Consider the following 13,382-nt stretch of genomic DNA (forward strand, 5'->3'; position numbering starts at 1 on the left):
ATCGGAGGAAACATGGCTCACACCGTCATTCTCGATGCCGCCGAACTGAGGCGGTTCATGGTCGACCTCATGTGCGCTGCCGGCGCCTCGCGGACAAATGCGGAATGCGCGGCGGACGTGCATCTCGACGCCGACCTCAAGGGAACCAGCGTGCAGGGGTTTGATTATCTGCCCTACACGCTGAACAGCCTGGAGCGCGGCCTCATCGACGGGCGGGCCGAGCCGGAAGTGGTCAGCCGCAGGGCGGCCGCGGCCGTGATCGACGGTCACCGCGGATTGGGGCAGGCGGCCGCGATCATGGCCGCGGATCTCGCCGCCGCGATCGCGGACGAGGCGGGTTCGGCGACCGTCGCCGTGCGCAACTCGACCGATATCTTCATGATCGGCCACTATGCGGAGCGGATTGCGCGTCGCGGCAAGGTCGGGATCGTCGTGACCTCCGGACCGCCGCTGGTGCATCCGCACGGCGGGACGGAGCGGCTGCTCAGCACCAATCCGATTGCCTTCGGCTTTCCGCGCGCGGGCGACGATCCCTACGTCTTCGACATGGCGACGAGCGCGGTCGCGAGTTCGCGCGTCCGTCAGGCGGCCTACGAAGGGGGGCATCTGCCGGAGGGCAGCGGCCGGGGGCCGGACGGTCTCCCGACGACGGAGGCCGCCGCGATCCGCAAGGGAGCGATTAGCCCGCTGGGAGGACACAAGGGGTTCGGCCTCGCGCTCAGCGTCGCGCTTCTGTGCGGCCCCCTGACCGGCAGCGGGATAGGCCCCGAGCTGGCGGGCTGGCAGGCGGCGGGGGAGACGCAGACCCAGGGCCATCTGTTCATCGCTATCGACCCGGCCGCGTTCGGAGCGCCCGAGCGGTTCATCGAGCGCAGCGAATGGTACTTCGATGTTCTGCGCCATTCGGCGAAGGCGTCGGATCTCGACGGCATCCGCATTCCCGGCGAGCGCGCAGCCGAGACGCGCCGGCGCCAGCTCGCCTCCGGAGTCGCGGTGCTGAGCGCGAGCTGGCGGAACGTGCAGCCTTTCGCCGAACGGCTGGGCGTCACCGTTCCCGAGGCTTTCCGGCGCGCGGATGCGGAGGGGCGGGCATGACATCGCGGTTGTCTCAAGCGGCGGTCGACAAGGCGGCCGAGGCCCTGCTGGAAGCGCGGCGCAGTGTGCGCGTGATCGACGGTCTTCCCGCGGATGCGCGTCCGCGCAGCCTCGAGGATGCGTACCGGATCCAGGACCGGCTGGCCGAGAAGCTCGGCCGGCCCGTCGGCGGCTGGTTCAGCGGCGGAACCAATCCCGTCATCCAGCGCCGCCTCGGGCTCGACGGCCCTTACTGGGCCCGCCTGTTCGGCGATCTCATCCGGCCGAGCCCCGCAGAGGTGTCGGCCGGCGACTTCCCGCCCATCGTGCTCGAATGCGAGTTCGTCTTCGTTCTGGCGCGGGACCTGCCGGTCCGCGAGACGCCCTACACGCGCGAGGAAGTGGCCGACGCCGCCGGAGCGGTGCACCCCGCCATCGAGCTTGTCGCCGGCCATCTCAAGGATTGGGCCGATCAGGACATCCATTCGGTGATCGCCGACAACGGCACCGATGGCGCGCTGTTCTACGGCGCCGGCCACCTGCCTGACGCATTCGACCTGTCCACCATCGCGGTCACGCTGTTTCTGAACGGGAATCGCGTGCAGACGGGAAGCGGGCAGTCCGTTCTCGGCCATCCGCTCAATGCGCTGACATGGCTCGTGAATGCCCGCGTCGCCAGGGGGGAGGGCGTGAAAGCCGGCCAGTTCTTCAGCACGGGAAGCGCGACGGCGATGCAGCCGGCGGGTGCGGGCGATCTCGCCGTCGCGGATTTCGGACCACTCGGCCGCGTCGAGCTGCGTATAACATAAATGTCAGCCGCCGGCCGGCCGTCTCTGGCCGTGCGCGCGGAGCTGGCGGATGTAGAACGCGCCGTAGGCCAGGCCGATGAGGGCCGCCAGCGTCGAGGCCAGCAGCACGCCGAGCTTGGCCGCGCCGAGGAGGCTCGCGTCCGTGAAGGCGAGGTTGGCGATGAAGATCGACATGGTGAAGCCGATGCCCGCCAGCAATCCCATCAGCAGCAGGCCGGCCCACGTTACCTGCGGCGGCAGGTGGCAGATGCTGAGGCGCACGGCGGCCCAGCTCGCCAGCATGATGCCGAGCGGCTTGCCCGCCACCAGCGCGACGATGACGCCCGCCATGACGGCGCCTGCGCCCGGCCCCGACAGGTCGATGTCGCCGAGGGTCACGCCCGCGTTCGCCAGCGCGAACAGCGGCATGATCCCGTAGGCTACCCACGGGTGCAGCGCCGCGCCGACCCGCGTCACGGGCGCGAGCAGCTCGCGCTGGGCGAGCCGCAGATCGCGCACCGGTTTCGCGATGGCCTCGGCGTCGCCGCCGGCCATCCCGGCGCGCTCGACGCATTCGCGCACCGCCCGCACGGCGATGTCGAGCGGCGGCTCCTGCGTCCGCACCGGCAGAACCGGCGTCATCAGGCCGAGCACGACACCCGCGAGCGTGGGATGCGCGCCCGTCTGCAGCAGTCCGATCCAGACGATCGCGCCGGGAACCACATAGGCATTGCCGATGCCGATCCTCTGCAGGCCGATGACCGCGAGGACACCGAGCGCCGCGATCAGCAGGCCGGCGGGGTCGAGACCGCCGGAATAGAACAGGGCGATGATGACGACCGCCGCGATGTCGTCGATGATCGCCAGCGCCAGCAGCAGGATGCGCACGTTGCCCGGTACGGATTTGCCGAGGATCGCCAGTATGCCGACCGCAAACGCGATATCGGTGGCCGTCGGCACCGCCCAGCCGTGGACAGGCGGCGAGCTGCTGTTCACTGTCACGTAGATCAGCGCCGGCATCAGCACCCCGCCGAGCGCCGCGATGACCGGCAGCGCGGCGAGCTTGAGGCTCGCGAGCGCGCCATCGTGGATCTCGCGCCTCACTTCCATGCCCACGACGAGAAAGAAGACGGTCATCAGCGCGTCGTTGATCCAGAAATGCAGGCTTCTGGAAAAGACGAAATCACCGATGCCGACGCTGACCGGCGTGTGCCACAGGTCATGATAGCTGTGCGCCCAGGGCGAGTTGGCCCAGATCAGCGCGGTCGCCGCCGCCGCGAGCAGCACCACGCCGCTGACAGCCTCGATATGCATGAAGCGTTCGATGGCGCGGAACGCCCGTTGCGTGGCGATCTGGGCGCGGGTAGGGGCTCTACGGACATGGGGCAGCGTCATGGCACAGGTTCTCCTGTATTGGCGACCCGACCAATACGCTAAACCTGCCACGCGGACTCCCGCCGACATGACACCCACAGTTGTTTTTAATGAGTTGCGACCGATTCGACAAACCCGAAAATGCGGCGCGCCCGGGTCCGTTCACCCGGGCTCCGCTCAGACGTCGAACTGGTAGGTCGCCGGCACGAAGCGGAAGCCCTGATCCAGCTTCTCGACATAGCCGATCGACGGGAACGGCATGTGGTAGCCGATGAACGGCAGCCTGTCGGTGGCGATGCGATCGAACACGCGCCTGCGCGTCTCCGCCGCCTGCCGCTTGTCGTAGTCGAAGCCCACCTCCCAGTCCGGCCGCTGGAGCGAGGCGACGTAATGGTTGGCCGTGTCCGCGGTGAGTACGAGATGCTTGCCCGCCGACTCGACATGGAAGATCAGGTGGCCCGGCGTGTGGCCGAAGGCCGCCTCGCTGGTGATGCCGGAAACGACCGTGTCGCCGGCGGCGATGAACGTCGCCTTGTCGGCGAGCGGCTTCACTTTCGCCTCCACTGTCCGGGCGGCGTTTTCCGTCGGTGTGCCGATGCGCTCGGGGCTCGTCCAGAAATCGTATTCCGCCTGTCCGAACACGTAGCGCGCGTTCGGGAAGGCGGGCGTGCCGCCGTTGATCAGGCCGCTGATGTGATCGCCGTGGAAATGGGTGATGACGACGATGGACACCTGATCCGGCGCATAGCCGGCGGCCGCGAGGTTCGCCTCCAGCTGGCCGAGGCCGTTGGCGCGCCCGTCCGCACCGAAGCCGGTGTCGAACAGGATGCGCTCCGTGCCGGTGTCGACCAGAACGGGCGCGAAGCCGTTGACGAACGAGGTTTCCGGCAGGAAGTTCTCGCGCAGCAGCGTCGCGACCGTCTCGGGCGGCTGGTCCGCGCCGAAGGTGGGATGCGGGCCGGGGCTGACACGCTTGCCGTCGAGGAGCGTCACGACGTCGAATTCGCCGAGCCTGAAGCGGCGGAAGCCCGGCGCGTCGGCGGGACGCTCGGATTGCGGGGCCGGGAACTGCGCGAAGGCGGCGCGCGTCAGGATCTGGGGAACGGCAAGGCCGGCGGTGAGCAGCGCCGCGCCGGACATGAGGCCGCGGCGGGAGCAGGACGTTCCGGTCATGAAATCTCTCCTGTGACTGCTTGACGGAAGCTGGTTCGGCGGAAAGCCCGGTGGCCGCCCCGTCCGGCCCGCGCAATATCCCGCGCGGCGTCGAGGCCCGACAGCAGCGGCAGGAGCGATTGCGCGGCAATAATAGGCACGGTCGCATTCCTCGCGCGACGCGGGCCGCGATCACGATTGCGTCATTCGCCGCTACCTGATCGGCGCAAGGCCGGGGCATCGCCGGCATCGCCAACGATGACAGATGCCGGTATCCGGATTAACATTGGTATTCGTGCGGAAATGTACGGGAGTTTCGCCATGTTCAGACGCTTTGCAACGGGATTGGCGATGGCGACGATGCTGATGCCTTCGCTCGTGCAGGCGGGTGTCGACGTGCGGTTCGTCGCGCCCGAGCGTTTCGCCGATCGGGATTTCCAGCGGGCGGCGACCCGCGCCGAGGCGATGAAGGTGTTCGAGACGTTCCTCGTCGACCTCGGGGAACGCCATCTCGGCAAGGGTCGGCCGCTGACCATCGAGGTTCTCGATGTGCGACTCGCGGGCGATTATGGCTCGTCGTGGAGCATGATGCACGACGTGCGCGTGCTCACCGGCACCACCCCGCCGCGCTTCGACCTGCGCTACACGCTGAAGGAAGGCGGCCGCGTGGTGGCGCAGGGGCGCGAGAGCATCACCGACGTCAATTACCAGAGCAATCCCGCCGCGCGCACCTCGGCTGATCGTTTCGTTTACGAGAAGGCCCTGCTCGAAAGCTGGTTCCGCAAGCGTTTCGTCGGCCGCAAGCCCGCCGGCTCATGAGCGTCCCGGCTGCGCGCCGTGCCCCCGACCCCGGCGGGGCGGTGTCGTCTGCCCGCAGTCTATTTATGGAACGATAATAATTCTAATAATATTCGAATGTAATCCGCTCTCAACCGGAAATCATTGCGCATGAGTTGCATGAATTGACTTGATGACGCATTAATCGTCCGCCATCTTCCCGGCATGGAGTGCCGACCCCTGACGGGGATGCCGTGAACCGCCCGAGGGACGCTTCACGGGGCGTTGCGTGACGAATCCGGCCGGATGGGATGACCTTGCATCGGCAGGCCATCCCGGTCCGGCCACTTGACCGAGCATGAACCTTTCCAAGAGGCGGCGTTCGCTTTCGGGGATCGTGCTCCATGGGCGGGCATCGACTATGTGGGTGAAGAGTAAAAGGTTTCTTGCATGCGGGTGGCTGCGCGTCCCGCGTTGCCGGCAGGCGGTGACGGCGCTTTTCGCCGCCCTTGTCCTGATCGCGGCCTCGGCCGCGCCGTCCCGCATCCTGGCGCAGAATCCGCCGGCCGGCGAGGTGCGGGAGCGCATCGTCGCCGTGGGCGGATCGATCACGGAAATCCTCTACGATCTCGGACTGGCGGACAGCATCGTCGCCGTCGACACGACGAGCCTGTTCCCGCCCGAGGCGCTCAGGGACAAGCCCAATGTCGGCTACATGCGGGCGCTGTCGGCCGAGGGCGTGCTGGCGCTCAATCCGACGCGGATATTGCTGCTCGACGGTTCCGGCCCGCCCGACGCGCTCGACCTGCTGACGCAGTCCGGGCTGCCGCTCGTGCGCATCGGCGACGAGCCGTCGGCGCAGGGTGTCGTCGACAAGATCCGCGCGGTCGGTGCGGCGACGGGCCGCGCCGAGGCGGCGGAGGAGCTGGCGGCGGCGGTCGCCCGGCGCTTCGCGCTGCTCGAGGGGCTGGCCGGACAGGTGGGCGACCCCAAAAAAGTGCTCTTCATGCTGGGGTTTCGTGACGGCAGGCCGCTCGTCGCCGGACAGGGCACGGCGGCGGACGGCATCATCCACCTCGCCGGCGCGACGAACGCCGCGCAGGGGTTCGACGGCTACAAGCCGATGACGGACGAGGCCATCCTGCAGGCAAGCCCCGACATCGTCGTCACCATGGGCGGCACGGGGCATGCGCTCGACGCGCGGGAGCTGTTCTCGCGCCCGGCCTTCGCCGGCACGCCGGCCGCGCGGGACGGGCGGCTCGTCAGCCGCGACGGCCTGTTCCTGCTCGGGTTCGGGCCGCGCACGCCCCAGGCGGCGGCCGATCTGCTGCACGCTCTTTATCCGCAGGTCGAGATCCCGGCGGCGCTGGCAGCCGACGGGACAGGGCAGTCGCCGCCGCCATGACCGGCCGCGCCACAGGGCAGACAACTACCGGGCAGGCAGCTACCGGGCATACACTTGCGGCCCATAGCGCCTTCTCGCGCGCGTCCGGCCCGGGGCTGCTCGCCCTCCTCGCCGTTCTGGCGCTCGCCATGGCCGTCGTTTCGGTGGGCTCCGGCGCCGTTTCGCTGTCGCCCGGACAGGTCGTGCGGGTGCTGTGGCTGGAACTCGCGGGCACGCCCGATCCGGCGCTCGCCGGCGATCGGCTCGTGGTCGTCGGCATCCGCCTGCCGCGCACCCTGCTCGGCTTCATGGTGGGGGCGGCGCTCGCCGTCTCGGGCGCGCTGATGCAGGGCCTGTTCCGCAATCCGCTGGCGGACCCGGGCCTTGCCGGCGTCTCCAGCGGCGCGGCGCTCGCGGCGGCGCTGACGATCGTCCTCGGCCAGCCGATCATGGGCTTCCTCGCGCCGCTGCTGCCTGCCGCCGTGGCCCAGGGGGCCGGCGTTGCGGGCGCCTCCTTCGTGCTGTTGCCGCTGGCGGCCTTCGGCGGCGGCATGCTGGCGACGCTGCTGCTCTATGCGCTCTCCACCCGCAACGGCGAGACCCGCGTCGCCACGCTGCTGCTCGCGGGCGTCGCCATCGGCGCGCTGACGGGGGCGGCGACGGGGCTGCTGTCCTATATCAGCGACGACCGGCAGTTGCGCGACCTCACCTTCTGGATGCTCGGCAGCGTCGGCGGCGCGACTTGGGAGCGGGTCGTCACCGTGGCGCCGGCGATCCTGCCGGTGATCGTCGCGGTGCCGTTTCTGGCGCGCGGCCTCAACGCGCTGGCGCTCGGGGAGGCGGAGGCGTTCCATCTCGGCATCGACGTGCAGCGCATCAAGCGGCTGACGCTGCTGCTCGTCTCGGTGGCGGTCGGCGCCTCGGTGGCGACGTCGGGTGTCATCGGCTTCGTCGGGCTCGTCGTGCCGCACCTGCTGCGCCTCCTGCACGGCCCCGATCACCGCGTGCTCATGCCGGCGGCCGCGCTGCTCGGCGGCACGCTGCTCGTCGGCGCGGACATCCTGGCGCGCACCATCGTCGCGCCCGCCGAACTGCCGATCGGCATTCTGACGGCGCTCCTCGGCGCGCCGTTCTTCCTGTGGCTGCTGTTGCGCCACAACCGGAGTCTCGCCCTATGACGGCCGCCGTCGCCGCGCGCAACGTGCACTATGCCGTGGGGGGCAAGAGCCTCGTACACGGGATCGATCTTGCCGTGGCCAGAGGCGAGATGCTCGTCGTGCTCGGCCCCAACGGCGCGGGAAAGTCCACGCTGCTGCGCCTGCTCGCCGGCGAGATCGGCCCCACCGGGGGCGCGGTCTTCTACGGCGGGCAGGACATCGCGGCGCTCCCGCCCTGGCGGCTGGCGCTGGTGCGGGCGGTGCTGCCGCAGGCGGCACAGGTGGCTTTCCCGTTCAGGGTGAGAGAGGTGGTGCAGCTCGGGCTCGACAGCGTCGGGCGCCGGCTGACGGCCACGGCGCGCGGCGACATTCTCGCGCAGGCGCTTGCCGAGGGCGATGTCGCCCATCTGGAAGGCCGGACCTACGACACCCTGTCGGGCGGCGAGCGCCAGCGGGTGCAGTTCGCGCGCGTGCTGGCGCAGTTGCGCGCCGGCATGGCTGCGGCCGACGGGTTCGCGCGGATGCCGGGCCAGGCGCCGGTGCCCACGCCGGTGCTGCTGCTCGACGAGCCGGTGTCGAACCTCGACCTCAAGCATCAGAGCGGCCTGCTCGTCGCTGCCCGGCGTCTGGCGGGGGAAGGGGTGGCGGTGATCGCCATCCTGCACGACCTCAATCTGGCCGCGCTCTTCGCGGACCGCATCGTCGTGCTCGACGTCGGCCGGCTCGTCGCGGACGGCGCGCCGGCCGACGTGCTGACGGACGGCCTGCTGCAGGCCGTGTTCGACGCGCCGTTCCGGGTCGGCGTGCCGCCGCCTCCGCCGGTGCCCTACGTGCTGCCCTATCGTGCCGACACGGCGTGACGCGCGTTACGCCTCACCTGGGGTGGCCATTCAGAGCAAAATGCCCCCGATCCGGATCGCTGTTTTGCTCTCACTCTTTGCTCACGCATCAAGTTCTCCGAAAAGCGGCAGCCATTCTCTGGTTTGATGCTTCAGCGGCGTGGGGGGTGGGCCGTCCGTCTCCAGCGCCAGGAGCCACTTCTTGGTGTCGATGCCGCCGCCGAATCCGACCATCGCGCCGCCCGCGCCGATGACGCGGTGGCACGGCACGACGATCGGCAGCGGATTGAGGCCGTTGGCGGCACCCACGGCGCGGCTCGCCGTGGGCTTGCCGATACGCCGCGCGACCTCGCCGTAGCTCGATGTCGTCCCCCACGGAATGCGCGTCAGCGCCTGCCAGACCTTGTGCTGGAAAGGCGTGCCGCTTGGGGCGAGTTGCAGATCGAATTCGCGCAATTCCTTGCCGAAATAGGCGCGCAACTGCTCCCGCGCGGCGGCGAACGCTCCGTCGTCGCGCCGCCAGTGCGGCTGCGGCCCGAAGGAGCCCTTCCCGTGCGGGAAGCCGATGCGCGACAGGCTTTCGCCGTCGCCGACCAGAAGGAGCTCGCCGATAGGGCTTTGAAGAAACGTGTAAACTGTCGTGACCATGGCTGGTTATCGTTTTCCGGTCTTCGTCCTTGTCATTGTATTTGAGGCGACAGTGACGGAAAACCGCCCGCGCCGCTAGCCGGATTCGGACTCCGTTGCCGCGGAGCCGGCACCGGCGGGTGGAAAAGGGCCGGCGGTCGGGTGTAGGCTGGCGTCATGACACTGGACGAGATCTTCTGCGAACAGGCATGGCTGCGCCGCGACCCGGCATCCGACGGGCGGTTCTTCGTCGGCGTGCGCACGACGGGGATCTATTGCCGCCCGATTTGCCCCGTCCGCCACCCCTATCGCCGCAACGTGACCTTTCTGCCGAGCGCGGCCGCCGCCGAGGCAGCGGGCTTCCGTCCGTGCCTGCGCTGCCGCCCGGAGACGGCTCCCTTCAGCCCGGCCTGGAAAGGCAGCCTCGCGACCGTCGAGCGGGCGGTGCGCCTCGTCACCGAGGAAGGGGCGCTCGACGGCGTCGGCCGGGTGGAGGATCTGGCCGGCCGGCTGGGCGTCGGCGCGCGTCATCTGCTGCGGCTGTTTCGCAAGCATCTCGGCGCAACGCCCGTGCAGGTGGCGAAGACGGCACGGGTGCAGCACGCCAAGCGGCTCATCAGCGATTCCGACCTGTCGATGACGGAAATCGCCCTGCGGGCAGGCTTCGGCAGCCTGCGCCGGTTCAACGCGGTGTTTCACGAAGTCTACCGGATGCCGCCGACGGCCATCAGGCGCTCGGCGCGCCTGCCGCGCCGCGAGGCGGGCGGCGGGGCGGCGCGTCTCCACGTTTCGGGGGCGGCGCCTTGACGGGGTCCCTTGCCGCGCCGCGCCGGGTGATCGATTCCGAGGCGGACCTCGCCGAGGGGATGCAGGTGCTCGCCGCTGCCGATCCGGTCTGGGAGCGGCTCATCGCGCGCACCGGCGTGCCGCCGCTGCGCCGCCGGCCGGGCGGCTTCGCGGGGCTTGCCGCGATCGTCGTCGGGCAGCAGGTTTCGGTGGCCAGCGCCCGGGCGATATGGGACCGCACCGGGCTGGTTCTGGGCGAGGTCACCGCCGCGCGCGTGCGTCTCGCGAGCGACGAGGAGCTGCGGCAATGCGGCCTGTCGCGACCGAAGCAGCGGGCGCTGCGCGCCATGGCGGTGGCGGTCGCGGAGGGCGGGCTCGACCTCGCCGCGCTCGAATACGCGGATGCCGACACCGTGCGGGAACGGCTGACGGCGATTGCCGGCATCGGCCCCTGGACGGCGGACATCTACAGCCTGATGTGCCTTGGCCATCGCGACGGCTTCGCCTCCGGCGACCTCGCGCTGCAGGAAGCCGCGCGCCAGACCTTCGGCCTGTCCGCGCGCCCGGCCGCGCGCGAGCTTCACGCGCTCGCGGAGCAATGGCGGCCGTGGCGCGGCGTCGCCGCGCACCTGTTATGGGCCTACTACGCGGTGCTGAAAAGGCGCGAGGGGGTCATCGGCTGATCGCCTCGTTCAGGGAGGGACGGCCTACAGGACCACGGTGCCCCTGATGCACGGCGCGATGTCGCCGCCGATCCAGATATCGGCACCGTCCTGCAGCACGTGCACGCGCCCCTCCCGGCCGAGCGCCGCTCCCTGGTTCGCGACGTAGCTCGCGGGCGCAATGCCGGCGCCGATCAGCCATTGCGCCAGCCCGGCGTTGAGGCTGCCCGTGACCGGATCCTCCCGCCCCGGTGCGAAAAAGGCGCGCACTTCGAACTGCGCCTCGCCGCCATCGCGGGCGGGGTCCCACGGTGCGACGAGGCCGATCTTGTGACCGTCGAGAATCAGACCGCCGAGAAGCGCATGATCGGGCTCCACGGCCAGCACGTCCTCGCGCGATCGCAGCAGGAGCGCGAACCAGCCCGGCCCGTTGTCGACCCAGTTGCTGGCGACGATCGCCTCCGGCGCAAGCCGCAGACACGTGGCGGCGCGTGCGAGCACGTCCGCCTCCACCTCTCCGGAGCGCCACAGGGGCGGGGCGGCGAAGGAGAGCCTGTCGCCGTCCCGGCGCACGCGCACCAGCCCGACGGGGCACTCCTGCACGATCTCCCGCTCCTTCGGAATGCCGCCCGAGGCGAGCCACACATGGGCGGAGCCGAGCGTCGGATGGCCGGCGAACGGCAGTTCGCCAAAGGGCGTGAAGATGCGCACGCGATAATCGGCGCGCTCCTCCGTGGGCTTCAGCAGGAAGGTCGTCTCGCTGAGATTGGTCCAGTTGGCGAAGGCCGCCATCTGCCGGTCGGACAACCCGTCGGCGCCGACGACGACCGCAAGCGGATTGCCCGATGTCGCCTGCCGGGTGAAGACGTCGACCTGATGAAAGGAGAACTCGGCCATGATCACTACCCGCATGGACGCATCTGTACGCGTCGAGGCCCGGTCGCCCCGAAGCTGAAACAATATTCTATGATAAGCGTTGTTGCGCGGGAATGAAAGCGTGCCCGACGGGAGCGGCTATCATGACGGGCGCCTGCCGGCGGCATGGCGCGCCAGCCGCCAGCCGAAGACGATTGCCGGTCCGATGGTCGTTCCCGGTCCCGGATAGGTGCCGCGGAAGATCGACCGGGCGTCGTTGCCGCAGGCATAGAGGCCGTCGATAGGCCGATCGTCCCGGTCGAGCACGACGCCGTCGGCAGTGCTGCACAGGCCGGCGCTTCCGGCCAGATCGACGGGGCGGACCTTGAGCGCATAGAACGGCGGCGTCTCGATCGGGCCGAGGCATGGATTGGGCTTCGTCTCGGGGTCGCCGTTGAAGCGGTTCACGACACTGCTGCCGCGCCCGAAATCGTCGTCGACCCCCGTTTCGGCGAAGCGGTTGTTGCGGCGCACGGCTTCGGTGACGTTGCCGGCGTCTACGCCGATCCGGTGCGCGAGATCCTCCAGAGTCGCTCCCTTGACCAGATATCCGGCGCGGAGCAGGCGCCCGAGCCCCCGGCCGCCGGGCAGAACAAGGCCCAGTCCGAACTTTGAAACGAAGCGCGCATCGGCCAGCAGCCACGCCTGCGAATGACCCGCATGGATCATGCCCATGCAGAAATCGTGGTAGCTGTCGGCCTCATTGACGAACCGGCGACCGTCGTGACCGACGGCGATCAGGCCGGGTTTGGCGCGATCGAGGAGGATATGTGGCCAGATCGATTCCGTTCCGTCCCGGTTCTTCAGGAATGAGCAGGGCATCCATAGTCCGGGGCTGTCATGCCCGTCGTCGAGCTTGGCTCCCAACTTCTCGACCGCCAGGGAAATACCGTCGCCCGTGTTGCTTTCCGGCGCCTGGGAGAGGGGCGCCACCTGAGCCGGAAACAGGCTCGCGCGCAATGCCTTGTTCCAGGCCACGCCCCCTGTGGCGAGCACCACGCCTCGCCTGGCGCGGATGGTCCGCCGGCCTTCCGGCGTGTCGATCGTCGCGCCGATGACGCTTCTGCCGTCGCGCACGAAGTCCGTCAGCCGACTGTCGAACCGGATCGGCACGCCGCGCTGCCTGAGGCTGTAGAAGAGGCGGGCAACAAGGGCATTGCCCATGATCAGCCTCGTCCCGCGGCGATACCTGAGGCGGTCCAGAGCCTGGCGCAAGACCAGACGCAGCGTAGTCCGCAGATTATCCAGCGAGCCCAGCGGATTGAGCAGGGCGCCGAGTTCCGCGCGTCCGACCATCATGCCTCCAAGACCCATGAAGACGGCCCGGGGCGGGCGGACGCGGAAGAAGTCGGCGCCCAGCAGGCGGCCGTCGAATTCGAGCGGTGCCAGAGCGCGTCCGCCATAGGCGGACCCCGGACCATCGAGATAGTCGGGATGCGCGGCCGCGGCTGCGAAGCGGACCTCGGACGCCTTCTCCAGCGCTTCGATGGCAGGCGCGCCGGATTCCAGAAACGCCGCGCGCAGATCGTCTCCACCACGGTTTCCCACGACATGCTGTAGAAAGGTGCGGGCATCCTCGACATTGTCCGGCGCCCCCACCTTCTCGCTCAGGGCTGTGCCGGGCACCCAGGTGGTGCCGCCCGACGTCGCCGTGGTGCCGCCCACCATTCCGGTTTTTTCGCAGACAATCACCGACAATCCTTCGATGGCGGCGGTCAGGGCCGCCGTCATGCCGCCCGCGCCGGCGCCGATGACGAGAAGGTCGGTCTCCTCATGAAAAGCTTGTGCCTGCTGCGGCGTGGATGTTTCCCCGGTTGCGTTGCTCATGTGGCTTCTTTCCCGAGCCG

Annotated in this window: 13 protein-coding genes; 8 read left to right on the forward strand and 5 right to left on the reverse strand. The window is 69.5% G+C overall.

The window, feature by feature from the left end; genetic code table 11:
* Positions 1-12: 12 nt before the first annotated feature.
* Both ACUSIJ_RS20195 and ACUSIJ_RS20200 read left to right on the forward strand, forming a co-directional pair.
* On the forward strand, positions 13-1,095 hold the full coding sequence (locus ACUSIJ_RS20195; RefSeq protein ID WP_449310217.1) for an Ldh family oxidoreductase: 1,083 nt from the start codon (positions 13-15) through the stop codon (positions 1,093-1,095).
* The gene (locus ACUSIJ_RS20200) at positions 1,092-1,883 is read left to right on the forward strand and encodes a 2-keto-4-pentenoate hydratase (protein ID WP_449310218.1); all 792 of its coding nucleotides are present in this window, start codon (positions 1,092-1,094) and stop codon (positions 1,881-1,883) included. Before ACUSIJ_RS20195 ends, ACUSIJ_RS20200 begins: the two co-directional genes overlap by 4 nt.
* A 3-nt stretch (positions 1,884-1,886) precedes the next feature.
* On the opposite strand, the gene nhaA is transcribed toward ACUSIJ_RS20200, so the two are convergent.
* Positions 1,887-3,257, reverse strand: coding sequence for a Na+/H+ antiporter NhaA (gene nhaA, locus ACUSIJ_RS20205; protein WP_449310219.1), 1,371 nt, complete (start codon positions 3,255-3,257; stop codon positions 1,887-1,889).
* A 156-nt stretch (positions 3,258-3,413) separates the two neighbouring features.
* Positions 3,414-4,409 (reverse strand): MBL fold metallo-hydrolase, encoded by a 996-nt coding sequence (locus ACUSIJ_RS20210; RefSeq protein ID WP_449310220.1) that lies wholly within the window; start codon positions 4,407-4,409, stop codon positions 3,414-3,416.
* A gap of 300 nt (positions 4,410-4,709) precedes the next feature.
* Here ACUSIJ_RS20210 and ACUSIJ_RS20215 point away from each other — a divergent pair, with 300 nt between their 5' ends.
* The 4 genes from ACUSIJ_RS20215 (at position 4,710) to ACUSIJ_RS20230 (ending at position 8,566) form a co-directional block, all read left to right on the forward strand.
* Complete coding sequence (locus ACUSIJ_RS20215) at positions 4,710-5,207, forward strand: DUF3016 domain-containing protein (protein ID WP_449310221.1); 498 nt, start codon at positions 4,710-4,712, stop codon at positions 5,205-5,207.
* 445 nt (positions 5,208-5,652) lie between these two features.
* Complete coding sequence (locus ACUSIJ_RS20220) at positions 5,653-6,570, forward strand: heme/hemin ABC transporter substrate-binding protein (protein ID WP_449310222.1); 918 nt, start codon at positions 5,653-5,655, stop codon at positions 6,568-6,570.
* Complete coding sequence (locus ACUSIJ_RS20225; RefSeq protein ID WP_449310223.1) at positions 6,567-7,727, forward strand: FecCD family ABC transporter permease; 1,161 nt, start codon at positions 6,567-6,569, stop codon at positions 7,725-7,727. Before ACUSIJ_RS20220 ends, ACUSIJ_RS20225 begins: the two co-directional genes overlap by 4 nt.
* Complete coding sequence (locus ACUSIJ_RS20230) at positions 7,724-8,566, forward strand: heme ABC transporter ATP-binding protein (protein WP_449310224.1); 843 nt, start codon at positions 7,724-7,726, stop codon at positions 8,564-8,566. Before ACUSIJ_RS20225 ends, ACUSIJ_RS20230 begins: the two co-directional genes overlap by 4 nt.
* A gap of 81 nt (positions 8,567-8,647) precedes the next feature.
* Here the strand turns inward: ACUSIJ_RS20230 and ACUSIJ_RS20235 are convergent, their stop codons facing one another.
* A complete protein-coding gene (locus ACUSIJ_RS20235; protein WP_449310225.1) occupies positions 8,648-9,193 on the reverse strand; it encodes a methylated-DNA--[protein]-cysteine S-methyltransferase in 546 nt (181 codons plus the stop codon).
* A gap of 156 nt (positions 9,194-9,349) precedes the next feature.
* Here ACUSIJ_RS20235 and ACUSIJ_RS20240 point away from each other — a divergent pair, with 156 nt between their 5' ends.
* Together ACUSIJ_RS20240 and ACUSIJ_RS20245 are read left to right on the forward strand one after the other, a co-directional pair.
* On the forward strand, positions 9,350-9,979 hold the full coding sequence (locus ACUSIJ_RS20240) for a bifunctional transcriptional activator/DNA repair enzyme AdaA (protein ID WP_449310226.1): 630 nt from the start codon (positions 9,350-9,352) through the stop codon (positions 9,977-9,979).
* The gene (locus ACUSIJ_RS20245; RefSeq protein WP_449310227.1) at positions 9,976-10,641 is read left to right on the forward strand and encodes a DNA-3-methyladenine glycosylase family protein; all 666 of its coding nucleotides are present in this window, start codon (positions 9,976-9,978) and stop codon (positions 10,639-10,641) included. Before ACUSIJ_RS20240 ends, ACUSIJ_RS20245 begins: the two co-directional genes overlap by 4 nt.
* A gap of 24 nt (positions 10,642-10,665) precedes the next feature.
* Here the strand turns inward: ACUSIJ_RS20245 and ACUSIJ_RS20250 are convergent, their stop codons facing one another.
* Together ACUSIJ_RS20250 and ACUSIJ_RS20255 are read right to left on the reverse strand one after the other, a co-directional pair.
* Positions 10,666-11,517, reverse strand: a complete 852-nt coding sequence (locus ACUSIJ_RS20250; RefSeq protein WP_449310228.1) for a PhzF family phenazine biosynthesis protein — start codon at positions 11,515-11,517, stop codon at positions 10,666-10,668.
* Between the two features lie 120 nt (positions 11,518-11,637).
* Positions 11,638-13,362 (reverse strand): FAD-dependent oxidoreductase, encoded by a 1,725-nt coding sequence (locus ACUSIJ_RS20255; RefSeq protein WP_449310229.1) that lies wholly within the window; start codon positions 13,360-13,362, stop codon positions 11,638-11,640.
* Positions 13,363-13,382 lie beyond the last annotated feature (20 nt).

The sequence above is a fragment of the Pseudochelatococcus sp. B33 genome, from assembly GCF_053570585.1.